Annotated in this window: 24 protein-coding genes; 16 read left to right on the forward strand and 8 right to left on the reverse strand. The window is 70.3% G+C overall.

Features of this window, described 5'->3' with window-relative positions:
- Entirely contained in the window at positions 1-780 is a 780-nt protein-coding gene (locus VGJ24_RS04315) for an exodeoxyribonuclease III (protein ID WP_331499263.1), read from the reverse strand.
- Between the two features lie 57 nt (positions 781-837).
- On the opposite strand from VGJ24_RS04315, the gene VGJ24_RS04320 reads away from it, so the two are divergent.
- The 4 genes from VGJ24_RS04320 to ychF all read left to right on the forward strand — a co-directional run bounded on the left by VGJ24_RS04320 (position 838) and on the right by ychF (position 4,072).
- Positions 838-1,905, forward strand: coding sequence for an oxidoreductase (locus tag VGJ24_RS04320; protein ID WP_331499264.1), 1,068 nt, complete (start codon positions 838-840; stop codon positions 1,903-1,905).
- Between the two features lie 115 nt (positions 1,906-2,020).
- The gene (locus tag VGJ24_RS04325; RefSeq protein ID WP_331499265.1) at positions 2,021-2,428 is read left to right on the forward strand and encodes a hypothetical protein; all 408 of its coding nucleotides are present in this window, start codon (positions 2,021-2,023) and stop codon (positions 2,426-2,428) included.
- A 73-nt stretch (positions 2,429-2,501) separates the two neighbouring features.
- Entirely contained in the window at positions 2,502-2,954 is a 453-nt protein-coding gene (locus VGJ24_RS04330; protein WP_331499266.1) for a hypothetical protein, read from the forward strand.
- An 11-nt stretch (positions 2,955-2,965) separates the two neighbouring features.
- Entirely contained in the window at positions 2,966-4,072 is a 1,107-nt protein-coding gene (ychF, locus tag VGJ24_RS04335; RefSeq protein ID WP_331499267.1) for a redox-regulated ATPase YchF, read from the forward strand.
- 415 nt (positions 4,073-4,487) lie between these two features.
- Here the strand turns inward: ychF and VGJ24_RS04340 are convergent, their stop codons facing one another.
- On the reverse strand, positions 4,488-4,991 hold the full coding sequence (locus VGJ24_RS04340) for a hypothetical protein (protein WP_331499268.1): 504 nt from the start codon (positions 4,989-4,991) through the stop codon (positions 4,488-4,490).
- A gap of 770 nt (positions 4,992-5,761) precedes the next feature.
- Positions 5,762-6,268 carry a hypothetical protein gene (locus tag VGJ24_RS04345; RefSeq protein WP_331499269.1) on the reverse strand — a complete coding sequence of 169 codons (507 nt, stop codon included), beginning with the start codon at positions 6,266-6,268 and terminating at the stop codon, positions 5,762-5,764.
- 217 nt (positions 6,269-6,485) lie between these two features.
- Between VGJ24_RS04345 and VGJ24_RS04350 the strand changes: the two genes are divergently transcribed.
- The 3 genes from VGJ24_RS04350 (at position 6,486) to VGJ24_RS04360 (ending at position 8,006) form a co-directional block, all read left to right on the forward strand.
- Positions 6,486-7,400 carry an SPFH domain-containing protein gene (locus VGJ24_RS04350; RefSeq protein ID WP_331499270.1) on the forward strand — a complete coding sequence of 305 codons (915 nt, stop codon included), beginning with the start codon at positions 6,486-6,488 and terminating at the stop codon, positions 7,398-7,400.
- Positions 7,401-7,414: 14 nt separating this feature from the next.
- Positions 7,415-7,612, forward strand: a complete 198-nt coding sequence (locus VGJ24_RS04355; protein WP_331499271.1) for a hypothetical protein — start codon at positions 7,415-7,417, stop codon at positions 7,610-7,612.
- Between the two features lie 148 nt (positions 7,613-7,760).
- Positions 7,761-8,006, forward strand: a complete 246-nt coding sequence (locus VGJ24_RS04360; RefSeq protein ID WP_331499272.1) for a hypothetical protein — start codon at positions 7,761-7,763, stop codon at positions 8,004-8,006.
- Positions 8,007-8,010: 4 nt separating this feature from the next.
- Here the strand turns inward: VGJ24_RS04360 and VGJ24_RS04365 are convergent, their stop codons facing one another.
- A complete protein-coding gene (locus VGJ24_RS04365; protein ID WP_331499273.1) occupies positions 8,011-8,364 on the reverse strand; it encodes a YidH family protein in 354 nt (117 codons plus the stop codon).
- Between the two features lie 118 nt (positions 8,365-8,482).
- Between VGJ24_RS04365 and VGJ24_RS04370 the strand changes: the two genes are divergently transcribed.
- The 3 genes from VGJ24_RS04370 to VGJ24_RS04380 are packed head-to-tail and all read left to right on the forward strand — an operon-like array spanning position 8,483 to position 11,517.
- Entirely contained in the window at positions 8,483-8,872 is a 390-nt protein-coding gene (locus tag VGJ24_RS04370) for a (deoxy)nucleoside triphosphate pyrophosphohydrolase (RefSeq protein WP_331499274.1), read from the forward strand.
- A gap of 2 nt (positions 8,873-8,874) precedes the next feature.
- Complete coding sequence (mshB, locus tag VGJ24_RS04375) at positions 8,875-9,783, forward strand: N-acetyl-1-D-myo-inositol-2-amino-2-deoxy-alpha-D-glucopyranoside deacetylase (protein ID WP_331499275.1); 909 nt, start codon at positions 8,875-8,877, stop codon at positions 9,781-9,783.
- Between the two features lie 48 nt (positions 9,784-9,831).
- A complete protein-coding gene (locus VGJ24_RS04380; protein WP_331499276.1) occupies positions 9,832-11,517 on the forward strand; it encodes a VanW family protein in 1,686 nt (561 codons plus the stop codon).
- A 15-nt stretch (positions 11,518-11,532) separates the two neighbouring features.
- Here the strand turns inward: VGJ24_RS04380 and aspS are convergent, their stop codons facing one another.
- The 3 genes from aspS to VGJ24_RS04395 form a co-directional block, all read right to left on the reverse strand.
- Positions 11,533-12,807, reverse strand: a complete 1,275-nt coding sequence (gene aspS / locus VGJ24_RS04385; RefSeq protein ID WP_331499277.1) for an aspartate--tRNA(Asn) ligase — start codon at positions 12,805-12,807, stop codon at positions 11,533-11,535.
- A gap of 238 nt (positions 12,808-13,045) precedes the next feature.
- On the reverse strand, positions 13,046-13,690 hold the full coding sequence (locus VGJ24_RS04390) for a DUF6299 family protein (protein WP_331499278.1): 645 nt from the start codon (positions 13,688-13,690) through the stop codon (positions 13,046-13,048).
- A gap of 412 nt (positions 13,691-14,102) precedes the next feature.
- Positions 14,103-15,401, reverse strand: a complete 1,299-nt coding sequence (locus VGJ24_RS04395) for a vanadium-dependent haloperoxidase (RefSeq protein WP_331499279.1) — start codon at positions 15,399-15,401, stop codon at positions 14,103-14,105.
- 330 nt (positions 15,402-15,731) lie between these two features.
- On the opposite strand from VGJ24_RS04395, the gene VGJ24_RS04400 reads away from it, so the two are divergent.
- A complete protein-coding gene (locus VGJ24_RS04400) occupies positions 15,732-18,557 on the forward strand; it encodes a helix-turn-helix transcriptional regulator (protein WP_331499280.1) in 2,826 nt (941 codons plus the stop codon).
- A 215-nt stretch (positions 18,558-18,772) separates the two neighbouring features.
- Here the strand turns inward: VGJ24_RS04400 and VGJ24_RS04405 are convergent, their stop codons facing one another.
- A complete protein-coding gene (locus tag VGJ24_RS04405) occupies positions 18,773-20,302 on the reverse strand; it encodes a hypothetical protein (protein WP_331499281.1) in 1,530 nt (509 codons plus the stop codon).
- Between the two features lie 1,307 nt (positions 20,303-21,609).
- Here VGJ24_RS04405 and VGJ24_RS04410 point away from each other — a divergent pair.
- The 5 genes from VGJ24_RS04410 to mmuM are packed head-to-tail and all read left to right on the forward strand — an operon-like array spanning position 21,610 to position 24,144.
- Complete coding sequence (locus VGJ24_RS04410) at positions 21,610-21,936, forward strand: maleylpyruvate isomerase N-terminal domain-containing protein (protein ID WP_331499282.1); 327 nt, start codon at positions 21,610-21,612, stop codon at positions 21,934-21,936.
- A gap of 2 nt (positions 21,937-21,938) precedes the next feature.
- Positions 21,939-22,733, forward strand: coding sequence for a thioesterase family protein (locus VGJ24_RS04415; RefSeq protein WP_331499283.1), 795 nt, complete (start codon positions 21,939-21,941; stop codon positions 22,731-22,733).
- The gene (locus VGJ24_RS04420; protein ID WP_331499284.1) at positions 22,730-22,999 is read left to right on the forward strand and encodes a hypothetical protein; all 270 of its coding nucleotides are present in this window, start codon (positions 22,730-22,732) and stop codon (positions 22,997-22,999) included. Before VGJ24_RS04415 ends, VGJ24_RS04420 begins: the two co-directional genes overlap by 4 nt.
- Before the next feature lie 54 nt (positions 23,000-23,053).
- Positions 23,054-23,257: a hypothetical protein gene (locus VGJ24_RS04425; RefSeq protein ID WP_331499285.1), complete on the forward strand. Its 204-nt coding sequence runs from the start codon at positions 23,054-23,056 to the stop codon at positions 23,255-23,257.
- A 20-nt stretch (positions 23,258-23,277) separates the two neighbouring features.
- Entirely contained in the window at positions 23,278-24,144 is an 867-nt protein-coding gene (mmuM, locus tag VGJ24_RS04430; protein ID WP_331499286.1) for a homocysteine S-methyltransferase, read from the forward strand.
- Positions 24,145-24,241: the final 97 nt, after the last annotated feature.

The following is a 24,241-nucleotide window of genomic DNA, read 5'->3' on the forward strand; positions in this document are numbered from 1 at the left end:
TCAGTCGGCGAGGTCGACGACGACCGGTGCGTGGTCGGAGGCGCCCTGCCCGGCCCGCTCGTCGCGGTCGACGAAGGCACCGGTGACGCGCGCGGCCAGCGAGGGTGAGCCGAGTAGGAAGTCGATGCGCATGCCGCGGTTCCGCTCGAAGCGCTGCCGGTAGTAGTCCCAGTAGGTATACGTCTCCGGGTCGGAGGTGTAGGGCCGTGCGAGGTCGGCGTACCCGTCATCGAGGAAGGCCTGGAACGCAGCGCGCTCGGGCGGGGTGACGTGCGTGTCCTTGGCGAACGCCGCCATGTCGAAGACGTCCTCGTCGCGCGGGGCGATGTTCCAGTCGCCGACCAGCGCGGTCTGGTCGTCGAGCCACGGCTTGGCGGCGTCGCGGAGGCGAGCCAGCCAGTCGAGCTTGTAGACGTAGTGAGGATCGTCGGGCTTGCGACCGTTCGGCACGTAGAGCGACCAGATCCGCACCCCGTGGCAGGTCGCGCCGATCGCGCGCGACTCGGTGCCGAGCGGCTCGCCCCACCCGGGCATGCCGTTGAACCCGGTCGTCACGTCGTCCAGTCCGATCCGGCTGATCACCGCGACGCCGTTCCACTGGTTCACCCCGGATGACGCCACGTCGTACCCGCCGGCTTGGAGGCCCATCAGCGGCAGCTGGTCATCGCGCGCCTTGGTCTCCTGTACGGCGAGCACGTCGACGTCGTGGCGCTGGAGGAAGGCCTCGACTCGGGCGATGCGGGAGCGGAGGGAGTTGACGTTCCAGGTGGCGATCCGCACCCGAGCCAGCCTAGGGGCATCTGGACACCCCGTCGGATGCCGTACAGGGTGGACAGCATGCGACGAACTCTCGGATCTCTCGCCCTTGCCCCTGCTCTGGCCCTCGCGCTCGCCGTACCTCTGGCCGGCCAGGTCTCCGCCACGACGACCACGGCTCGCGCCGGCGTCACGTGGCACCAGACCCGGGTCGGCTCGGACCAGGAGCTGCGGGGCCTCGACGCCATCAACGGCCGGACGGCCTGGGTGAGCGGCGACGCCGGCGGCGTGTGGCTGACCACCGACCGCGGGCACCACTGGAAGGACGTCGCACCGCCACACTCCTCGAAGCTGCTGTTCCGCGACGTCGAGGCCACCGACGCCCGGCACGCGCTCGTCCTGGCCGTCGGCACGAAGACGGCGAGCCGCATCTACCGGACCACCGACGGTGGGCGTACCTGGACGAAGACGTTCGTCAACCACAACAAGCAGGCCTTCTACGACTGCATGGCGATGTGGCCCGGCGGGCGCGTGGGACTGGCGATGAGCGATCCCGTGAACGGCAAGTTCCGGGTGATCCGGACGACGAACGGCGGGCGAAGCTGGACGGTCGTGCCCCGCGGCGGCATGCCGAAGGCGGTCAACGGCGAGTTCGGCTTCGCCGCGTCCGGAACCTGCCTGGTGACCGCTGGGCACGCGCGCGCCTGGATGGCGTCGGGCGGGGCGGCGAGCCGGGTCTTCCGGACCACGAACCGCGGTCGCACCTGGCACGTCGCCGACTCGACGATCCCGGCCTCCGCCGCCGGCGGGACGTTCGGCCTCTCCTTCCGCACCCCTTCGCAGGGCCTCGCGGTCGGCGGCGACTTCACCCACCCGAAGGACGGCACCGACGCCTCGGCGTCCACGGGGAACGGCGGGCGCTCGTGGCTCAACGGGGGCGACCTCGGCGGCTACCGGTCGGGAGTCGACTGGGTCCGCGGATCGTCGCGGATGTGGATCGCCGTGGGCACCAGCGGGAGTGACGTCAGCGAGAACGGCGGGCTCAGCTGGACGACGTTCGGCAAGGGATACGACTCGGTGCAGTGCGTGCACGGCGGGGTGTGCTGGTCCTCCGGATCCCACGGACGGGTGGGGCGGCTGGTCCGCTAGCAGCACTGTCATCAGCGGGCGTGGCCGATGGTCCTAGGACCACCGTCCGATGGCGGTTCCGACCGGGGTTCGGTGACGGTGGAGACCACGGAGAACGAACCCCCGAGGAGCACCCATGAAGCGCATCACCATCCTGGCCGCCGCCGGCGCCCTGGTCGCCACCCCGGCGCTCGGAGCGTGGGCGGCGTTCGCGTCGACCGACGACGGCCCCGCGTCGTCCCACGGACGCGTCGCCGACCGGCACGGCGAGCCCGAGCCGGGCGACGACCACGGACGACACCACCGCCATCACGGCGCCGACGACCCCGCTGGCCACCACCGGCACGGTGCCGACGACCCGGCGGGTCGCGCACGGCACAGCGGCGAGCCCGAGCCGGGCGATGACCACGGTCGGCACGGTGAGGCGGAGCCCGGTGACGACCACGGTCGGCACGGCGACGACGCCGACCACCACGGCGGCGGACACGGCGGCTCACACGGCGGTCGGCACGGCGGCGGAGACGACGGCCCCGGTCACCACTGAACCACCTGACGAACGACGCCCGGCCCTGGCCAGGGGCCGGGCGTCGTCATGAGTCACCTGCTTGGATCTGGACATGCGTCGCACCGTCATGGTCATGCTGGTGGTCGCGATTGCGCTGGATGCGGCGTACTGGGCGATCTGGTTCACGCAACGCGACTGGATCGCCAGCGAGCACACGCAGGCCTACTACGACTTCGAGAACGCCTTCCCCCTCGCCGACCTCTGGCTCGGCCTGGTCTGCGTCCTCGCCCTGGTCACGCTGGTACGACGTCGCCCCACCGCCCTGCTCTGGCTGGTCGCGACCGGAGCGGCCGGGCTGTACCTCGGCAGCATGGATTTGCTCTACGACCTCGAGCACGACATCTTCACGAAGGGAGGCGGTGGCGCGTTCGAGGCCGTGATCGTCGCCGTCACGTGGATCTTCTCGATCACCGTCCTGCGCTACGCCTGGACGCGTCGCGGCGAGCTGCTCGCCGGCGACCGCGGCGTACCGGAGGATTCGGAGCCGCCCCCTCCCGCTCCGTAGACTCGCCGAACGTGGCTCTCACCATCGGCATCGTCGGCCTTCCCAACGCCGGCAAGTCCACTCTCTTCAACGCACTGACGAAGAACAACGTTCTCGCGGCGAACTACCCGTTCGCCACGATCGAGCCGAACGTCGGCGTGGTCGGCGTCCCCGACGCGCGCCTGAAGCCACTGGGTGAGCTGATGGAGTCGGCCCGGCTGATGCCGGCCACCGTCGAGTTCGTCGACATCGCCGGCATCGTGCGCGGCGCGTCCGAGGGCGAGGGTCTGGGGAACAAGTTCCTCTCCCACATCCGTGAGTCCGCGGCGATCTGCCAGGTGACCCGGGTGTTCCGCGACGACGACGTCACCCACGTCGACGGCGAGGTGAACCCCGAGTCCGACCTCACCACGATCCAGACCGAGCTGATCCTGGCCGATCTGCAGACGCTCGAGAAGGCGATCCCGCGTCTGGAGAAGGAGGCCCGGGGCAACAAGTCGCTCACCGCGAACCTCGAGGCCGCGCGCGCGGCGCAGTCGTCGCTCGAGGGTGGGACGCCGGTGATCGCACTCAGTCAATCCGGGGCCGTGGACGTCTCGCTGTTGCGCGAGCTCTCACTGCTGACGGCCAAGCCGTTCATCTACGTCTTCAACTGCGACGCCGACGAGCTCACCGACGACGACCTCAAGAAGCGGATGCAGGACCTGGTCTCGCCTTCCGAGGCGATCTTCCTGGACGCCAAGTTCGAGGCGGAGCTCGTCGAGCTCGACTCCGACGAGGAGGCCCACGAGATGCTCGCGGAGCTGGGCATCGAGGAGTCGGGCCTGGACCAGCTCGCCCGCGTCGGCTTCGACACCCTCGGCCTTCAGACCTACCTGACCGCCGGCCCCAAGGAGACCCGCGCCTGGACCATCCGCCGGGGCGCCACCGCCCCCCAGGCCGCCGGCGTCATCCACACCGACTTCCAGCGTGGCTTCATCAAGGCCGAGATCGTCTCGTACGACGACCTCCTCGCCGCCGGCTCCCTGCTCAAGGCCCGCGAGGCCGGCCGCGTGCGGATGGAGGGCAAGGACTACGTCATGCAGGACGGTGACGTCGTGGAGTTTCGGTTCTCCCAAACATCTGCAAGCAAGAAGTAACGCGCGGACAGCGGCATGTGCGCCCGTCTTGAGTCAGTTTTGAGAGCCGCCGTCTCCCGAGGTGCGGGTCGCAACAAGGAGCCCGGCTCCGGCGGCCAGAAGCGCCAAGACGGCCAACTCCAACAAGCCCATCGCAAACCCGCCCAGCATCCTCCCGACCACGAAGATGACGAGGAAGGTTGCGATCCCACGGCCGGGATGCGGAAGTCTCCAGATCACGAGCCGAATCGTCTCATGACGGCACTCACCGCGCCCGGACAGCGGCATGATCTGTCGATGGAACTGGCACTCTGCTCCGTGATTTGGATTTCTGACGACGTGTTGACGGCGGTGCGCGACGCGCTTAGCCGCAGTGGTCCAGAACAGAACTCAAGGCCACTCCCCGGACGGGCACACTCGTTTCGGCGCTTGTTGCTTACTCACGAAGCGCCACGGTGAAGAAGTCGGCGTGGCGGCCATGGCTGATGGTGAGGGTGCCGTTTGCTCCGGCATAGATTCCCGTTCCGCCGGTGACTGCAAAGACATCGGCGTTACTGGGTGGTGGTGCATGTGGAAGGTTGCGGTCGAGTCCCCCACCCTGGGCGGTGATCGTACCCTTTCGGAGTACGAGCGTCAGAGCACACTGCAGTCCCTTGAAACTCAAATCGTTGATCGTGCAGACCACCATCGCCCGCCCGAACAGCTCACCGTTCCTGCGAAGGCTCACCGCCCCGACGTCCCTGTCACCCAGCGAGAGGCCGTGCGGGCGCACGTCCACGTGATGGTGGTCGCGCGGCGAGATCTGGACGGCCCTGAACGTCAGCGTCCGCCCGGCTTGCCCCTGGGCCGAGCGGGCTTCGCCCTGGGCGGATCGAAATGCCATGGCGCTGAAGAGACCGGCAACCACCACCGCGACGAGAAGAAGGTACCTGGCGCGCATGATTGCTCCTCCCGCTATGGGAGTGGCAGAGATGCCCCCTCTGCTCGGAGTACGCCCCAGGCCGGTCGCTGTCAAGGCCGAAACGCGGACGATTCGAACGATCGCTCATCGGCTGAGAGTGGATGGGGGAGGGCCCGATGGAGTTTGCTTCAACGTCTGATCTACGTCTGATCTGCCGCGTCCACCGACCACGAACGTGCCCCGTCTGCCCGTCGTAGCGCTGCCCATTGCTTCCTCCGTGGTCACCGAGTCCCGCCGCAGCCCTAGCTCCCCACGACTTGCGCCGAGACGGATCAAACCAGACCGTGCCCCGGGCCCTGCGATGCAGCGTTGGCGGAGGCACCGGCCTGGCGATCCCGGCTCCCAATCCGCCCGATGATCGTGCCGGTTTCGAGCAAGACAACGCCCGCCGGCTCTCCAAATCCGGCGGGCGTAAGTCCGGCTCTCGACCAGACGTCACCGCCTGCAAGAGCATGGGGCCACTGGCAGACGGTCAGCCCTACTCCCCGAGTGAGGCTGATGGCTCGAACCTACGTCGAGAGCATGCTGCTCCGCATCGTCCGTTTTGGGGGGCCGGCTCGACAACGATCCCGGCACCCCGGTGTCAACGCCCCGCCGCCTTGCGCCTTGTGAAGAACGGCGGGGCGTCTCCTGGTCACGTACGGGGGAACGCGACCGGGACACCCGAGATGCAGCTAGTTGTACCCACTCGGGAGGGCCCTAAACCCATGACTTCCGCCGGGCGCACCACCCCACGTCGCTCCGGGTTCTCAGTGCATCAGGGTCTTGAGCACGATCAGGGCCACGCCTAGGAGGCCGCTGACCCCCACGGAGAGCGCCAGTCGGGCTCCCGTCAGGCCTCCGGCCTCGCCCATCTGCCAGCCGACAACGAAGAGCAGCACCGTGTTGACCCCGAGCGTCAGGTCGAGTGCGAGTGGCGTCTCGACTCCGAAGACGGCTTCGAGGCCGAGGAAGAGCAGAGGCACCGCACAGGCCGCCATCAGCGGCCAGCCGTCGGAGACGATCCTCCGCCGCTCGTCGCGAGTGAGATCGCGCCGGACCAGGGTGCGCAGAGCGATCCAGTGCACGTACGTCTCCGCCGCCCAGTAGATGGCCAGGGTGCAGAGCAGGATGATCGCGACTCGAACCAGCCGAAACTCGTCAGCCGCTGTGGCGAGCACCGCGCCGCTGACGATCAGCCCGTAGAGGTGCGCAGCCCGACGGCGGTGTGGATCGCCCGCCTGCCCCGACTCCGCCGATGCGGCATCTTCCTCCATCCGGCCAGTCTGTCAGGTTGAGGCGGGCCCTCCACGGCGGAAGGTCGCGATCGCTCATCGGCTGAGTGAGCCGGACAAGCGGCACCAGAGCGCATCTCCAGCCTGGTCCCCGCCTGCTGTGCGCAGGCGTACTGGGGGTGACTGACCCTGGTCTTGGCAGATGCTCCAAAAAGTGATATCACTTTGATAGCACTTTTTCTCAGGTCAGGAGCATGCCATGTCGGACATCCAACCGGCCGCCACGCCCACACCCGCCACCACCCCGGTCGGCCACCAGGGCGCGCGCGTCGAGATCACCCAGCGACCCGCTCTCGCCGTCACCGGCTGGTTCGGCGTGGTCGTCCTCGCCCTCTGTGTCGGAGGCATCGTCGCCGCCGTGAACCACAGCTCCGGCTGGATCTGGCTGCCGATCGTGGTCGGCGTGCTGGTCGTGACGTCGCTGGTCATCGTGCCGCCGGGCCAGACCTCGGTCATCCAGTTCTTCGGCACGTACGTCGGCACCGTGCGCCGCCCGGGCTTCTGGTGGGTCCTGCCGTTGACGGTCCGCCGCCGGGTCAGCATCCGGGTCCGGAACTTCGAGACCAACCGACTCAAGGTCAACGACAGTGCGGGGAACCCGGTCGAGATCGCGGCCATCGTCGTCTGGCAGGTCGTCGACACCGCGCGCTCGACGTACGCCGTGGACGACTACGAGGGCTTCGTCTCCGTGCAGGCAGAGGCCGCGCTCCGCCACGTCGCGAACAGCCACCCGTACGACGACTCCGAGAGCGACGAGGCGTCGCTTCGCGGTGCGACCGACGTCGTGGCCGGCGAGCTCGCGGCCGAGGTGGCCGAGCGGGTGTCGATCACGGGTGTCGAGATCGTCGAGGTGCGGATCTCCCACCTCGCCTACGCCCAGGAGATCGCCCAGGCGATGCTCCGCCGACAGCAGGCGAACGCCGTCGTGGCCGCTCGCGGCCGGATCGTCGAAGGTGCGGTCGGCATGGTCGAGCTCGCCCTGGCCAGGCTGGCCGAGCACGAGGTCGTGGATCTGGACGAGGAGCGGAAGGCGAGCATGGTCAGCAACCTGATGGTCGTCCTGTGCGGTGACCAGCCGGCCTCGCCCATCGTGAACGCCGGCTCGCTGTACTAGAACGCGAGCGACCGGTGAGCTCCAGACGGCAGGTGCTGCTGCGCGTCGACCCGGCCGTCCACGACGCGCTGATGCGCTGGGCCGACGACGAGTACCGCAGCCTCAACGCCCACGTCGAGATGCTGCTGCGGCAGGCCCTGACCGAGGTGGGCCGGATGCCCAAGAAGGCCGGCCCGCTGCCCCGCCGAGGCCGCCCCCGCAGCGAGGGATAGTACGTATCAAAAGGCCGGAACTCGCCGCGGGTGGTCGCCGGCCGATTGATACGTACTATCCCGATGGCTGGGAACGCGGCGATTGGAACGATCCAATAAAATCCGGCAGACTGGTGGCTCGAGCTGAGATCCAGCGAAGGGAACCACCATGACCCGCCTGATCGACGACCTGAACGCGCTGCACGATGGCTACGTCGAGGCCGTCAACGCCGCGATCGGCGACAACGACCTCGCCCGCGCCGACCGCCTGGCCGCGGAGTACGACGACGAGGCGATCCGGATGATCGCGGTCCACGAGGGCAAGACGCACCTGCTCCCCATCCGCCGTCCGCAGCCCGCCGACTCCGGTCTCCGCGCCATGGTCCGCCGGTTGACCTCGGGGCGCGCGGCCTGAGGCCTCAGAGCAGCACGATCACGAGCAGGGCCGAGACCAGCACCAGCGCGACCGTCATCACGACGCCGAGGCCGAACGACGGGAGCGGCTCGCGCCGTCGCATCGCCCGCTCGATGCGCGCCCAGCGCACGAGCGCGAACACGCACACGAGGCCGCCGACGCCGATCAGCAGCACGACCAGCAGGGCGCGCACCCAGTCGGTACTCGGCACGGCCAGCGCGTGCAGCGCGACCCCGCCGGCGAGCATCGCCAGCGCGGTCCGCACCCAGGCCAGGAAGGTCCGCTCGTTGGCGAGCGTGTAGCGGGGGTCGGGGTCCTCACCCGCGCCGTACACCCAGCGCGGCTGCCGCGTCGTCACACCGCTCATGGTGCCCCAGTCGCTGCTCGCTCGGCGACTCGCCGTCCGGCCGCCTGCCGCGGAAGGTACATTCCTGCCTGGCCCGGACGTCGGGTCTCGACTGCCGGGGGGCAAGACGGTGAATCTCGTCGTCGGGGCCGCGATCGTCCAGGGCGGGCTCCTGCTGGCGGCCCGCCGTACGTCGCCGCCCCAGGCCGCGGGCCGGTGGGAGTTCCCGGGGGGCAAGGTCGAGGCCGGCGAGACCTCCACCGCCGCGCTGCTACGCGAGATCCACGAGGAGCTCGGCTGTCGGGTCGTCATCGATCGCTGGCTCGACGGTGCGGAGCCGATCGGAACGACGCACCTGCTCCACGTGGCCGTCTGCTTCGTGGCGGTGGGCAGTCCGCTCCCCGGCCGTGACCACGACGAGCTCCGCTGGCTGGCCCCGAAGGAGCTCGACGCCCTCGACTGGCTCGAGCCCGACCGCCCCTTCCTGCCGCAGCTCCTGCCCGTGCTCCTAGGGTCGTGACCATGAGCGAGACCCCCGATCGTCGGCTGCTGCTGGTGCACGCCCACCCCGACGATGAGTCGATCGGCACCGGCGCGACGATGGCGAAGTACGTCGCGGAGGGCGCGGGCGTCACCCTCGTCACCTGTACCGGCGGTGAGCGGGGCGAGATCCTGGTGCCTGCCCTGACCCACCTGGCTCACGACCAGGAGGACACGCTCGCCGAGCATCGACGCGGCGAGCTCGCGGAGGCGATGGCGGCCCTCGGTGTGACCGACCACCGGTTCCTCGGCGGCTTCGGTCGCTTCAGCGACTCGGGCATGGTCTGGCACGAGGACGGCCATGCGGTCATCGGTGACGACGTGCCCGGCAACGCCTTCTGGAACGCCGACCTCACCGAGGCCGCGACCCTGCTGGTCGAGGTGATCCGCGAGGTGCGGCCGCAGGTGCTGATCACCTACGACCAGTTCGGCAACTACGGCCATCCGGACCACATCCAGGCCCACCGGGTCGCGACGTACGCCACCCACTTGGCCGCGGTCCCGACGTACCGGCTCGACCTCGGTACGCCGTGGGAGATCGCCAAGATCTACTGGGTCTCGAGGTCGGAGTCCCGCTGGCGGCACACCCTGCACGCGATCCGCGAGGCCGGTGACACGACGTCCTTCCGGGGCCTGGATCCCGACGGTCCGCTGCCGATGGCGACACCCGACCAGGACCTCGCCGCCGAGATCGACGCGCCGGAGTACGCCGACCGGAAGGTCGCGGCGCTGCACGCGCATCGCACGCAGATCGAGGTGGACGGGCCCTTCTTCGCGTTGTCGAACCGCGAGGGGAACGAGGTGCTCGGCGTCGAGTCGTTCCGGATCGCCAAGGGCACCCCGGCACCCGGCCCGGACGGGTTGGAGTCGGATCTGTTCGCCGGACTCTGATCGGCGCGTTCGGCCACGCCGAGGGCTCCGGTCTCCTAGCATTTTCGCGTGGCACGCTCGACCCGACGGGACGACTGGCCCGGCCCCGAGAAAGAGGGCGGCCGGGTCGTCCTTGCGCTCATCCTCGGGCTCGCGCTCCTTGCCAGTGGCGCGTACGTCGCGGCGTACGCCGCAGCGAGCGACAAGGTGCCCGTCGGGACACAGGTCGCCGGCGTCGACATCGGCGGTCACGACCAGAGCTCGGCCGTCCAGGTGCTTCGCGCCGGTCTCGCGGCGCGCGCCGACTCGCCGTTCACGGTCGTGCTCAACGGCCGCACCCAGCAGGTCCTCCCGTCGCAGGTCGGGCTGAGCGTCGACTACGACGCCTCGGTCCGCAAGGCGGGCGCCGCTCGCAGCTGGCGACCGTCGCGGCTGTGGAGGTACTTCACCGAGGGCGCGTCGTACGACCCCGTCGTGACCCTCGACCAGGACCGCCTCGCCGCGCTGATCGAGCGCCTGGACGTGACCGATGGGCGGACCGCGACGGACGGGTCCGTGGTGTTCGGTCATCAGACGTTCACGGTGCAGCCGCCTCGTCCGGGGCTCGCGCTCGACCCGCGCGTCGCGGGTACGGCGTTCTGGAACGCCTATCTCTCAGGCAACCCGTCGGTGCGCCTGCGGATGATGCCGACGGCACCCGCGATCGACGCGGCGGTGATCCAGCGCTTCGTGAGGCGGTTCGCCAATCCGGCGATGGCCTCGTCGGTCGAGCTGCACTTCGGGGGCGCGACCCTGCACCTGTCGCCGCGCTCGTACGGCAGGCTGCTGGTCGCTCGACGCGTCGGCAACGAGCTCCGGCCACAGGTGCGGGCACACGCCCTCGCGCGACTGACATACTCACAGCTGGCCGGCGCCCCGATCGACCGGCCAACCCCGGCCACCGTCGCGCTGGTCAGCGGCCGGCCGCACGTCGTGAAGGCACGACCAGGCATGACGTTCAGGCCCGGCGCCGTCGCGTCGGCGCTGATGCACGCCATCGGCTCACCCCACCGCGCGGCACGGGTGCGACCGACGCTCGCGAAGGCGTCGTTCACCAATGCCGACGCCCGCCGGCTCGGCATCCGTACACAGGTGTCGTCGTTCACGGTCCACCTGCCCCGCGGCTCGCACGGCTCGGAGGTCGCCGCGGCCGTCCAGCGCCTGGACGGGGTCGTCATCAAGCCGGGCCATGCTCTGTCGGTGCGGGGTCTCCTCGGGTCAGCTACCCCGACCGGTACGAGCGGCAACGCGGTTGCGACGGCGGTCTTCAACGCGGCCTGGCTCGGCGGTCTGCAGGTGACGTCCCACGCCGCGGGCGCGACGTACACCGGGAAGGCGCCGGTCGGGCGCGACGCGTCGCTGCGCGACGGTCAGGACCTCGCGTTCACCGACAACACCAGGTACGGCGTGCTGGTCTCGGCAGCGGCCGCGCGCCCGACCGCCACACAGCCCGGCTCATTGACGGTCACGCTGTGGTCGACGCCGCGGTGGACGGTGACCTCGCGCCACAGCGGCCGCACACATGTCGTACCGGCCGGACGACACGTGCAGTACGACAAGGGCTGTACGCCGCAGCAGGGCAGCGACGGTTTCGACGTCACGGTGATCAGGAGCTTCGCGGACCGCGGGCAGGTCGACCACACGTCGACGTACACCGTGAGCTACGCGCCGCTGCCGGCGGTGGTGTGCAAGTCGCGACACCACCGGCATCACTGACGCGCGATCGCAACGTCACGGCGCGAGCCGGTGCAGGTCGCGCGGGAAGAGCGTGACCTCGCGGATGTTCGGCGCCTCGACCAGCCGCCCGACCCAACGCTCCAGGCCGATCGCGAAGCCGCCGTGCGGCGGGATGCCGCGCCGGAAGGCCTCGACGTACGACGCGTACGGCGCGTAGGGGTAACCGCGCTGCTCGAGCGCGCGGACGTAGTCGTCGTACCGGTGCAGCCGCTGGGCCCCGCTGACGAGCTCGACGCCGCGGAAGATCAGGTCGAACGACCGGCTCCAGTGCGGGTCCTCCGGGTCGGGGTGGCTGTAGAACGCGCGATGGGCCGTCGGGTAGCCGTCGACGAGCAGGAAGTCGGAGCCGTGCTCTGCCATGGCCCACTCGCCCAACGCGCGCTCGTGGGCGGGGCTCAGGTCGGGCTCGCCGGCCGGCGCGCCGGCGATCTCGAGGGCGTCGGGGAAGTGGAGCGTCGGGATCTTCTCCGGCACCTCCGGCAGCTCGATGCCGAGCCGCTCCACCGCGGGCGCGGCGTACCGCTTGACGCCCGTGATCATCCCGGCGACGACGTCGCGCAGGCACGCCATCACCTCGCGGTGGTCGTCGACGAAGCCGAGCTCGACGTCGAGCGAGACGTACTCCGCGAGGTGCCGCACGGTGTCGTGCGGCTCGGCGCGGAACACCGGGCCGACCTCGTAGACCCGCTCGAAGACGCCCACGAGCTGCTGCTTGTAGAACTGCGGGCTCTGGGCGAGGTACGCCGGCCGGCCGAAGTAGTCGACCTCGAAGACGTTGGCGCCGCTCTCTGTCGCCTGCTCCACGAGCTTGGGCGAGTGGACCTCGGTGAAGCCCTCGGCGTCGAGCGTCTCGCGGAAGCCGCGCAGGCTCGCGGCCGCGAGCTCCCACTTCGCTCGTTGGAGTGGGTGGCGCCAGGTGGTCGCGGCGTGGTCGAGCAGGGTGGGCAGGCCGGTGTCGAGGGTCGGCCGCCAGAGCTCGACGACCGGGGTGTCGGCGGGCTCGCTGAGCGCGGTCACCATGGCGTCGTTGACCTCGACGCCTTGAGGTGCCTGGGCGTTCGCGGTCATGGTGCCGACGACCTCGACCGGGGTCTCCTCCGGCGGGACGTCGGTACCGGCGGGGAGCACGACCTGAGCCAACCCGGTGCGGTCACGGACGATCAGGAAGGTGACCTTGGCCAGCTCGCGGCGGCGGTGCACCCAGCCCTGCAGCCGGACCTGCTCGCCGGGCGTCGTCTCGGGCAGTGCGGATGTGAGTGTGCGTTTCATCGTTCCTCCAGTAGCGGACAGCCCTGGAGGTGTGGGCGGGGGCAAAGTCGCGGTGCCACCACACCTTCGCCGGCCTTGTCAGTGAGTGGCCGGCCTCTCGTCGGTACGTCGTACGCACGGACCACCGCTCGTCTCCCGGATCGGAGGGGGTTCGTCACGCCCCACAGCGGTCAGGAGAAATCGTACGGCGCGGGGCTCGGCGGCCGCGAATCGAAAGCGGTGCCCGGGCATTCGATGACTAGGTGCTCGGCCAATGCCTCTGCCGAGCCAGGAGCGGGTGCCGGTGTTCGGTCCGGGCAGTGGTCGGGTGCGCCATCCACTGACGTTGCGGCGCCCGTGCCCACGCAAGGTGGACGTGTCGCTTGACCTTGTCCTGGCGGCACTGGATAAGCCCGCACGAGATGATCTTGACCTTGGCCACGGCATCGCCCTGAGCGTAGGTCCCGACCGGCGAGACCAACCGGGTGGACCAGTGGTGACGCTTGCCGTCGCACCGGATGCGCGTGCCGGAGTCGGCCTGGATCTTCAACCGCCCGGCACGCTGCAACAGGTGGGTGTCCGCCTCGGCGAAGCTCTCAGCGTGCGTGCAGGAGTAGGTGCCGTGAAGCTTGGCGGCGCCGCCATGGAAGGCCACCCCCCGCTTGGCCAGCGACACGTGCACGCGCGGCGTCGGTGCGTTCTGCAAAGTCAGGACGAGGTTGCCGCCGTTGACGTCGGTGTCGGAGAAGGCCATGACGTAGTAAGTCCTGCCGGCCCGCGCGCGCAGCCCCACCTCGCCCGGCCCGCAGGCGACGAGGGAGTCCGCTGTCGGGAGGCCGTCGAACACCATCAAGCCGGCGCTGTAGCTCGATGCGGTGGTGTCCAGTGCGACATTGCGCTTCACGTGGGGGGAGTACGTGTACCAGACCGACGCATTCGTCGCGGGAGCCCCGCAGTTCGCGTTGAGAGCGTCGTCCCCGGCGTTGGTCGTGGCCTGAGTCGTGTCCTGCTGCACTCGGTCACCCAGGTGCAGCGCGACTGCCCCTGCGGGTTCGTCGTTCCCGGGTGGTGCCGCACTCGCGGGCCCGGCGGCAAGCGGCACGAGAGCCGCAGCCAACATCGCTGGTAGGAAGAATCGCGGTGCCCTCATGTGCGGCCCCCTCGTCATCGCTGAACGCTCTTGTGGAGACTACTGGCGCGGGTGGCCATCTGTCGTGCACTGAACCGCCGCTACCCGCGTGCGCTCTCAGCCGAGGAACGGTGGCCCGCGTCGGCAGCGGCCCCGGCGTCGGCCGGGACCGCTCGGCGCCAGGGGTTCACCCGCGACAGTCACAGATCCGGTCGACGATCGCTGCGCCGATCTGCCTCCCGACGCGGTCGCCGGTCTCGTCGGCGGTGCGGAAGTGGATCCCACCCCAGATGCGGGCACCGATGCCCTCCTGCCGCAGGGTGTTGGCCGTGGCGTAGTGACGCGTGGTGCCGGTGACGGTCGAGGACAGGTTGAGATCGATGGACTGTGTGCCCTCGAGACCGGTGAGTGCGGCGGTCACCGAGCCGATCACCGTCGTGTGCCCGCTCAGGTAGTCGGGGAAGGGGGGCGTGACGATCAGCGGCGTCCATGTCGGGTCGGCCTGGGTGCCCGGGTTGCCATCGGTGTCGCCCAGCCGGATGGCCGTCACGGGGCGCCAGAATCCGAAGTGCAGCTTGGCGTCCCAGGCCGCCATCACCGCATCGGCAGCGGCGAGGTTGGCGATCGCGAAGTACTGCGCGGCATCGGCCCCGTCCAGACCGTGACGGACGACGTGGTCGCGGTAGGCACCCTGCAGCTGGCTGGTGAGGTTGCCGGCGAAGAAGAGCGCGATCTCGGTCTGCTCGGCCGTCCTCGTCGTACTGGTCGCCGAACCGAGGTCAGCGACCTCCCGGAAGTCGCGCGTGTACGTCGCAGACGTCAGCCGTGGCGGGCCGCTCGGCCGGAACTGGCCGGCGTTCCGCAGCACGAACGGGGTCATCGTGCCCAGCCAGGGAGCCAGGTAGGGCATGAGCAGTGGCGGCGTGGGCCGCCAGGTGCCCGGAGCCGGGGGTAGGTCGAAGATCGTGGTCCCGAGCCAGCCGTCTCCGGCCCGCTGCGTCAGCAGGTGGTTCGCTGCGCGCTCGCCGTACGCAACTCCGTCGTCCTTCGCGGCACCATCGGGAATGCTCGCGAGCGCGTCGGCGTACGCCGCTCCCACGCGTGGGCTGCTGACCGGGAAGTAGTGCAGCAGAACTCCACGGGCAGCCGCGGCCACAGCGGCGGCGGTCGACGCGCAGGGAGGTGCGTGGGTGTGCCAGCGGTAGAGGGGGTGTGAACGCTCAATCCCCTCCACGGCGTTGTAGACCGCGGCCTGCACGTAGGCCATTCCGACGGCCATCACGGGTGCGGGGAGTGCGGCATCGGTGCCCAGAGCCGCGGAGGCGGTGTCGTTCCAGGCCACCACCGCATCGGCGGACGAGGGTGCACAGCCGGAGCTGGAGGCGCCGGCTGCAGGGGCCACTGGGCTCGCTATGGCCGCGGCCAGGAGGCCGGCGGTCAGCCCGCCGACCGTCATCAGGGCGCGCTTGGTCAAGGTCTTGTACATGTGAGTTCCTCTCGGAAGTGAGTCGGTACCGCCTCACGCCCTCGATCGCGTGACAGCGGGATGTCCGGCCTGCATGAGCACCACGCTCGCGCAAAGAGCGAGCCACGACATGGGGAGGACTCCTAGTCCTCGGCACCCGTCGGGCGGAACCACCTAAGGGTCGCCAGGGTCCAAGGCACCTCCGGTGCCGAGCGCGTGCCCGGCCCAGCCCGATCTCGGTCGCCAACGGTGTGGGAGACGCCTACGATGGCTGGTCCGGGGGTTTTCGCTCCCTCCACGCCGAGGGCGGTGAAACACATGCCCCTACCCAGCGGGGGACCTCCTCTTCTGTTGGGGCGAGAGCGGGAGACCGCGGAGCTCGATGAGGCACTCGGGCTCGCGGTGCAGGGGACCCCGCAGGTCGTGCTGGTCGGGGGCGATGCCGGGATCGGCAAGACCACGCTGGTGGCTCACCTCGAGCGACGCGCTACGGACCTCGGGTTCACAGTGGCGACCGGGCACTGCCTCGACCTCGAGGCGGGCATCTCGTTCGCCCCGGTGGTCGAGGCGGTCCGGGCTCTGCTCGCCGGCCTCGACGACTTTCACGCGCGCCCGTCCGCGCGGCGGATGCTGACCCTGCTCGATCCGGAGGCACCTCGGAGCGTCGAACCGCTCCGAGTGCTGGATGACCTGCGTCAGACCGCCCTGGAGGCGGCGGCCGCCGGTCCGGTGCTGGTAGTGCTCGAGGACATGCACTGGGCGGACCGGTCGACCCAGGACTTCGCGGCCGCTCTGTCCCGGACCGCCCGCGGCGCGTTGCTGCTGGTGCTGACGTTCCGCAGCGACGAGCTCCATCGCCGACATCCGTTCCGGAAGGCGTTGGTCGAGATCGGCCGGACCGTCGGGTCCCGACGGATCGACCTCGGCGGCTTGGGCGGCGACGACATCGCGGGCCTCGTCGCCGCCCGCACCGAAGGGCCACCAGACCCGTCACTGGTGAGCACCGTGCTCGCGCGATCCGAGGGCAACCCGCTGTACGCCGAGGAGCTCCTGGCCGTCGACCAGGAAGGGGCCCCGGGTCACCTCTCCGATCTGCTGCTGGCCCGGATCGACGCCCTCGACCAGGGCCCGCGGGCGCTGCTGCGGGTCGCCTCGGTGAACGGGACCCGGCTGGACACCGAGACGCTGGCGGAGCTGGCGGGGCTCGACCAAGGTCGGATGGAGAGCTATCTCAGGGAGGCGCTGGACGCCAACGTCCTGCGTCACGCCGCCGGCTCCCTGGAGTTCCGGCACCCGCTCCTGCGCGAGGCGGCGTACGACGACCTGATGCCCGACGAACGCACCCGGATCCACGCGAGGCTGGCCGAGAAGCTCCAGTCCCAGGTCGACGCCGCGCCCGATCCCCGGCTGGCGATCCTGAGCCGGCTCGCCTTCCACTGGAACGCCGCCCACGACCTGCCCCGCACCCTGACCGCATCGGTGCGCGCCGGGCTGGCGGCGAAGCGGCTCAGAGCCGCCGAGGCAGTCATCCAGCTCGAACGCGCACTGTCACTGTGGGACCGGGTCCCCGACGCCGAGACTCTTGCCGAGCACCCGCGGGCCGAGCTCGTCGTCCTGCTGGGGGACGCGTTGGGCGACCAGGGTGACCTCGAGCGCTGGCACACGCTCGTCCGCACGGCGGTGGACATGCTCGGGCCCGACCCCGACCGGTTGCTGGCCAGCCGCGTCTACTCCGCGTTGGCCCTCAGCTCCTTCCACACCGTGGACACGATCGGTGCGCAGGAGGCGATCCGCCTCGCCGTCGAGTACGCCGGTGACTCCCCGACCGAGGAGCTGGCCTGGGCCCTGAGCGCCCAGTCGCAGTACCTGAACAGTCAGGCCCAGTTCGCTGCCAGCGTCGCAGCCGCACAACGAGCTATCGACGTCGCCAGGAGGGCGGCGTGCGTGGAAGCCGAGGTGTATGCCCTCTACCCCGGATGCCTCTCCCTGGGAGCCCTCGGCCACATCGCCGCCGCACTCGCGGGGATGGAGCAAGCCAATGACGTGTCACGGGCGGCGGGCATGGTCGGGTACGCGCTCGACCAATATCTCGCCCTGGAGTACATGCAGGCCGGACAGGTCGATCGTGGCCTGGCCCTCGCCAGTGAGGGCTTCGACGAGGGCATGGCCCTGGGACTTCCGATACAAGCGACCCTGTGTGGTGGAGCGGCGCTGCAAGCACTCCTGTGGCGCGGGCGCCTCGACGAGGCAGAACAGAGGCTGGAGGAGCTCACAGAGCTGGGGTTGCCCGCATCCAGCGGGCATTGGCGCTCCCTGCGCGCGGACCTGTTGCTGGCACGAGGTGCCGCGGCCGCGGCGACCCCCCTGGTACGCGAGACCGCGGCGGACACCCAGGCGGCGAATCGGAAACCCTGGGACGTCGAGGTCCTGACCGAGTTCGCGCTGGCGATCATGCTCGACGACCTGCCCAGTGCCCTCGAGGCGGCGAGGTCGTGCCTGGCCCAGCTCGACGACACCGATTCGCCGCTGCTCTCGGCCGGGGCCGCCCGGATCGGCTTCCAGGCCCTCTGCTTAGGTCGGACGACGCCCCGGCTCATGACCGACGAGCTGCGGGACGGCGCAGCGCGGCACCTCGGTCGCGCGCGGGCCGGCCTCACCGACGAGTGGCGCCCGGCCTACCACGGCGTCCAGCTCGCGCTCGCCGAGGCCTACGCCGCCAGGTACGCCGGGGAGCCGGCCGTCGACCAGTTCCGGGCGGCGGCTGGGCTGGCGGAGCCGTTCGGTGCCTACTTCGCTCTCGAGCCGCGCCTGAACCTGGCCACCGAGCTACTCGCCCACGGCGGTCGAGACGAGGGCCGCGAGCTGCTCGTCGAGTGCTGGAGGGCTGCCCACGACATGGGTGCCCACGACCTCGAGCGCCGCGCCCGCCGGCTCGCCACCCGCACCCGCGTCCCGCTGCCCCGGTCGGCAGCGCGGGAGGGACCGTTGAGCCGGCTGACGCCACGGGAGCGCGAGGTCCTCGACCACCTCGCCACCGGCGCCACCAACAAGGCGATCGCCGAGTCCCTGTTCGTCACCGAGAAAACCGCCAGCGTGCATGTGTCGAACCTGCTGGCCAAGCTCGGCGTCACCAACCGCGGCGAAGCCGCCGCCCTCGCCCGACAGGTCGTGGGATGACCTGACGCCGGCGTTCAGCCGGCTGAGTGTCGGGCCAGCTCCAGGTTCGACCGGTGGACGCCCGAGCGAGGCACGTCGCACGTCGGATCGGGGTGGTCAGGTCAGATCTGCCCGCCCCGAAGCGATCGTGCCTGTTGTCGTCACCGCGCCGAATCGTGTGGTCGATCCTGCCCTGCGTCGTCTCGTCGTACGCCGGCGAGTCTGCCGTCCGAGCATCACGTGGTCACGTGGATGGTGCTGCCGCATCCCGATTGTGAGCCGCGCATGAAGGTGCCGGCGTCGAGCGTCGTCCGGAAGACGAAGTAACCGATGTTGCCGCGGTAGTTCACGACCGTGGTCTCGTGCCACCGCTTGTTGGCGCGGACGGACGTGGGCAGGGTACGGAAGAGGTGGTTGCGGGTGCAGCGGGTCCTTTCCTTGTGCCGGAACGGCCCGTAGACCCGGGTGTAGGCGGTGTGCACCTCTGGCCGGTCGAACCCGGACACGAGGATGTCCGGGCCGAACGCGTGGCCGATCCTGACGGTGCGGGCCACCCCGACCCGGGACTGTTTGGTCGTGGTGTTCTTCCGGGCCAGATAGGCGGTGCCACATGCGCTCGCCGGTCGGGTGGTGGAGTTCCCGCGGGCGGCTACCCGCCAGGCGTAGTAGCCGGTCCTCGCCGGACTCCATGGCGGCAGCGAGCGGGTGCCGTTGCTGCCGATGATGGTCTTCGCGGTCGTCCGCGCGGTCCCGGTGCAGCCGATGGCGGCCGCGGTGAACGGGCCGTAGACCGCGTAGTCCACGGTCTCGCGTCCGGTCAGTCCGGTCACGCTGTAGGTGCCGGGTAGCGGGTGGCCGACGAGGACGGAGGCCGAGGTGTTGGTGACCGTGAGGGTCTGGGTGCTGACCCCGAGACCGTAGCCCCGCAGCCTCAGGGTCCGCTGATGGCCGGCGACCGCGATCCGGGAGGCCGCCTTGTTGTCCGGGCGGCGAAGGAACAGAGCCACGTCGGGCACGGTGTGTACGGCCGCGGTGATACGTGTCCTCCCGGCAACGGCACGGAAGTAGACCCGGCCCACCCCGTGGTTGTTCAGATAGACGGTCCTGGTCCCCGCGCCGGGGTAGGTGACGTCGGCGGCGAGGCCTCGCTGTTGGCCGGTGATGACCGGCCCGAGGCCCCGCTTGTTCTGGACCCGAACGGTGACGGTGGTCTGGTTGCCGGCCGGCACCCGGCGAGCCGTGACGGTCGTGCGGTACGGGCCGTGGCGGTGCTTCGACTGCCGCACAATCGTCCTGGCGTAGGCGCGCAGGACGCGGCCGTCGCCCGTGAGGTTGGTCCGACGGGCCGTGTACGCCGTGCCCACCCGCCACTTGCCGCGGCTGAGCAGCGCGTGCAGGGCGACGTCGACCGCAGCGGCCGTGGTGCGGTCACGGGTGCCGCCGTACGTCGAGAGGATCCACGCGGACCGCGCCGTGGCCGCCGGGCTGACGCCCCGCACCTGGGTGACCCGGTGCGGGGGGTGGTAGGCGGACTCGGCATTGCTCTTGCGGGGCTGGGTGCGGTAGGCAAGCTGGCTGCCGACCCGATACCGCCCCACCCAGGTCCCGTCGGCGTGAGGGCTTCCCCCGATCCGGAACCCCAGCCCCGGCCGTGATTGTGGGCCTGCGGCCTGCGTGGGGGCCGGGATGGTGCCGAGGCCTACGCCGGCGAGGAGCACGGCGGCCAGTGCGACGGCGTGACGAGGTCGCGTGTGGCTGGGGGTCATCGGCCTTCCTTTCGTCTGATCCGGCTGCTCCACGAATCCCTTGTCGCTGGGTGCGACGGCGTGCACGGGCGAAGGAGCTAGGGGCGGGGACCGGTGTGCGGCGGGCTGGTGTTCCCTCCTGGCACGGGCCCGGGATGTGGCAACCGCTGCCGTGTCGGGGCGGGCGACGACGAGGTCGATGGCGGCGTGGTCGGTGGCGGCACACTCGCCGGTGCCGAGGGCGCGGAGACTTGGGCAGGCGGAGGCGTGACCGCCACCGCACGCGGGCTGGTCGACCGCTGAACTACGCGGTTGGACGGCGTAGGAGGCGGGGCCGGTGCGAAGCGCGCTGCCACGCAGCCTGCCGCGATGCAGCGCTGCCCCTGGTGCAGCGGTCGATGGACCGCGAATCCGGTGCCGGAGGCCTGCCGGTCGCTCACAGGCACCTGGTCATTGCCGCCGCTCGTACCGGAGCTCGGAGCTACGAGCAGCCATGCCAGGGCGGCCAGCATCAGCCCGATCGCGACCCCGCCGACCCAGTTCGCCACATTTTGGTCGTCCATGCGTTCATCCCCCGGAGAACGTCACAGTGTTGCCCCCACTATGCGCCTCCTGGCCGCGGGAGGGAACCACCTCGAGGAGGACAAGACCTTGTGGCCGCCACTGCGAAATGAAATGGGGGACTTCGAAACGTTCGCGAGCCACACGACTCTGATGATGTCTCCGACGCCGATGAGCACCCATCCGGTTCCGGCAGAGGCGCATTCTCAGCCGTTGTCCGACGGACGCTCATGGCTCTCTTCTGCCCTCCAGCCGGGCTCCGTCGTGGTCTCGAGGTCGGAGCCGTGTCCGCGTATCGTGGTGTCTTCGGGGGAGGGAGTTTCGACATGGTGGCCATGGTCGAAATCGTGTTTCTTCTCGTATGTGCGGCGCTCGGCGTGTGGTGGTTCAGCCGGACGAGCATGTGGTCTCGCATGAAGTCGGGAAGGCAACTGGGTCGGCGTGATCTCGGCAGGAAAAAGCATGAGCTCAGCAGGACCCAGCAGGAGCTCAGCAGGAAGCATTTTCGCAACGATGACCCGGGTCAGTTTTACCCGCACTGATCTGCTGCGATCCGGTCGGGCGCGGCGTCCCGAATTGCCGGAGCCTTGTCATGCGCCGCCGCCGATCAGGCGGGAGAAGTCGTACGGCGGTCGCGTGGACCTTTGAGAGGAAGGGCCCACCTGGCCCCTTCCTCTCAGTAGTTGTCACACGATCTCAAGGAACCGGATGCCGGGTGCTCGCACCCCCACCGGTCAGCCCACTCGCGGATCGTCCATGATGCCCAGGTGAACGTGCATGCTCGGACCGCGGCCAACCGACGGCTGCTGGCCGACTTCTTCGACGGCATGGACGAGCAGCAGCTGAACACGCGCAGTCTGTGCGACGCCTGGACGGTCCGCGAGGTGCTCGGTCATCTCGTGTCGCCCCTGACCGGCACCCTGGGCCAGCTGATCCGCGAGGTCATTCGCGCGCGCGGATCGGTCGACAGGGCCAGCGAGGCGATCGCCGGCGACGTGGCGCGGCGCCCGGTCCCCGAGCTCACCGCGCTCGCCGACCTCTCGGGTCCCGGGGTCGACGTACTCCGGAGCGGGCTCGAGGGGCGGAGTCGATAGCCGTGGCCTACTTCGAGAGGTTGGGGGAGCGTCGGTTCCGGGCGACCGAGCACACGGGTGGGGCGTGGGACCTCGAGACGCAGCACATCGCGCCCGCGCTGGGGTTGATGGCGCACGCCGTCGAGACGGATCGGGACCGGCGGCGGAGCGACGGGCTGGTGCTGACGCGGGTGAGCTACGACATCCTCGGCACGGTGCCGATCGCCGAGGTCGACATCGGCGTGGAGGTGCTCAGGAAGGGCCGGACCATCGAGCTGGTCGAGGCAGTGCTCAGCAATGCAGGGCGGGCGGCGGTTCGGCTGCGCGGATGGCTGATGGAGCCTCGCGACACCACAGCGGTCGCCGGGTCCTCCCACCCGCCGATCCCAGGTCCCGACGAGCTCGAGGCATGGGACCCGACGACGGTGTGGCGGGGAGGGTTCATCGCCTCCGTCGAGGTACGTCGCCACCAGCAGGAGCACGGGCGGGCGTGCTACCGGGTCCGCACCCCCCAGCCGCTGCTGGCCGACGAGGAGGTGAGCCGGATGGCGGCCGTCACCGGCCTGCTCGACGTCGCGAACGGCATGACCGTGCGGGCGGAGCCGACCGACGTCCTCTTCCCGAACGTCGACCTCACCGCCCACTTCTTCGCCCAGCCGCAGGGGGAGTGGCTGGGTCTCGACACCACGGTCTCGTTCGGATCCGACGGCGTGGGACTGACCACGAGCGTGATCCACGACGAGCGTGGTCCGGTCGGCACCAGCTCGCAGTGCCTCACCGTCCGCCCGACCAGCCAGGGTCCGGGTTCGTCGTCGTGAAACCGCCAGGCAGTACGGCGCTGCGTGTCCTCGCCGTCGTCCTCGCGGCCGTGGCGCTGATGCCCTTGCTCGGGGTCGACCCGGCGATCCTGGCGATCCTTCTCGACGTCGACTTCCTGATGCTGACGGGTCTGGTGGGGCTCGCGATGGTGGGCGTCGACGCCCGACGCGCGGCGTACCGGATCACGCGCAGCCTCCCGGCCCTGTGGATCCGCGTGGCGCTCTCGCTCACGCGCTCGGATCCGCGTACTTTGCTACCAGCCTGAAGGTTGAAGCGGGGGAGATCTGGGTACGCGTCCTGGAGGGCTAGGGAGGGTGGAATGACGAGGCATCAAGCGTTGGAGCTGCTGCTCACGCGTCGCATCCCCGAGGACGTCGCCTCCATCGAGGCCACGCTTCGGGCGATCACCTCGCGACTCGACGTGGTGGACGGCGATGAGCAGTACGAAGAGGTGCACCACCGGATCGACGAGCTGCTCACCGCGCGCGATCGTGTGTCGCCGCGCCACGAGGTGCTCGTCTGAGCTCGGACCTCCGCCGGGCGATCGACGAGGGGCCGGTCGTCCTCGACGGCGGTCTGGCGACCCTGCTCGAGGCCCGCGGACACGACCTCTCCTCCGATCTCTGGTCCGCCCGGCTCCTCCGAGATGACCCCGGGGCGATCGTCGGCGCCCACGGTGAGTTCTTCGACGCCGGCGCGCAGGTCGCCACCACGGCGTCGTACCAGGCGTCCTTCGCCGGGTTCGCGTCCCTCGGTCTGGACGCCGCCGCGGCGGCCGACCTGATGCGGCTGAGCGTCGACCTCGCTCGGCAGGCCCGCGACGAGCGACGGCCCGAGGGCTGGGTGGCCGCCTCGATCGGACCGTACGGCGCGTACCTCGCCGACGGCTCGGAGTACCGCGGCGACTACGACCTCGACGTCGCCGGTCTCCGTGCCTGGCACCGCCCGCGGCTCGACGTCCTGGCCGATGCCGGCGCAGACGTTCTCGCGGTCGAGACCCTCCCCTGCCTGGCCGAGGTCGAGGCGTTGTGCGCAGAGCTCGACGGCACCGGCCTGGTCGCCTGGCTCAGCCTCTCCGCCGACGGCGACCGCACCCGCGCCGGCGAGCCGCTGGCCGAGGCCTGGCAGATGGCGGCCGACGTCGACGAGATCGTCGCGGTCGGCGTCAACTGCTGTGCGCCCGCGGACGTAGCCACCGCGCTGGCTGAGGCGGCCGGCCCGCTCGTCGCCTACCCCAACTCGGGCCAGGGCTGGGACGCCGAAGCTCGCACCTGGACCGGCGAGTCCGCCTTCGACGCGGACGACGTGACGAGCTGGTTGACCGCCGGTGCGCGTCTGGTCGGCGGCTGCTGCCGGGTCGGCCCGGCGGACATCGCCCACGTGTCCCAGCACGTCACCGCGCACGCATGAGGGCCGACGCGGTCCCCGCGAACCACAGCGGCCCTCCACGGTGTGCCGACATCCATGCGATCGCCGCGGAGGTCGGCGCCCCCCCGGTCACCGTGTT

The sequence above is a fragment of the Nocardioides sp. genome (genome assembly GCF_036493135.1).
Lineage (GTDB): Bacteria > Actinomycetota > Actinomycetes > Propionibacteriales > Nocardioidaceae > Nocardioides.

Bases quoted from the DNA above. Each gene is read 5' to 3' on its own strand.
- VGJ24_RS04320 (WP_331499264.1), top strand. From the start codon at position 838: ATGCGACGAACTCTCGGATCTCTCGCCCTTGCCCCTGCTCTGGCCCTC.
- VGJ24_RS04325 (WP_331499265.1), top strand. From the start codon at position 2,021: ATGAAGCGCATCACCATCCTGGCCGCCGCCGGCGCCCTGGTCGCCACC.
- VGJ24_RS04330 (WP_331499266.1), top strand. From the start codon at position 2,502: ATGCGTCGCACCGTCATGGTCATGCTGGTGGTCGCGATTGCGCTGGAT.
- VGJ24_RS04340 (WP_331499268.1), bottom strand. From the start codon at position 4,991: ATGCGCGCCAGGTACCTTCTTCTCGTCGCGGTGGTGGTTGCCGGTCTC.
- VGJ24_RS04345 (WP_331499269.1), bottom strand. From the start codon at position 6,268: ATGGAGGAAGATGCCGCATCGGCGGAGTCGGGGCAGGCGGGCGATCCA.
- VGJ24_RS04350 (WP_331499270.1), top strand. From the start codon at position 6,486: ATGTCGGACATCCAACCGGCCGCCACGCCCACACCCGCCACCACCCCG.
- VGJ24_RS04360 (WP_331499272.1), top strand. From the start codon at position 7,761: ATGACCCGCCTGATCGACGACCTGAACGCGCTGCACGATGGCTACGTC.
- mshB (WP_331499275.1), top strand. From the start codon at position 8,875: ATGAGCGAGACCCCCGATCGTCGGCTGCTGCTGGTGCACGCCCACCCC.
- aspS (WP_331499277.1), bottom strand. From the start codon at position 12,807: ATGAAACGCACACTCACATCCGCACTGCCCGAGACGACGCCCGGCGAG.
- VGJ24_RS04395 (WP_331499279.1), bottom strand. From the start codon at position 15,401: ATGTACAAGACCTTGACCAAGCGCGCCCTGATGACGGTCGGCGGGCTG.
- VGJ24_RS04405 (WP_331499281.1), bottom strand. From the start codon at position 20,302: ATGACCCCCAGCCACACGCGACCTCGTCACGCCGTCGCACTGGCCGCC.
- VGJ24_RS04425 (WP_331499285.1), top strand. From the start codon at position 23,054: ATGACGAGGCATCAAGCGTTGGAGCTGCTGCTCACGCGTCGCATCCCC.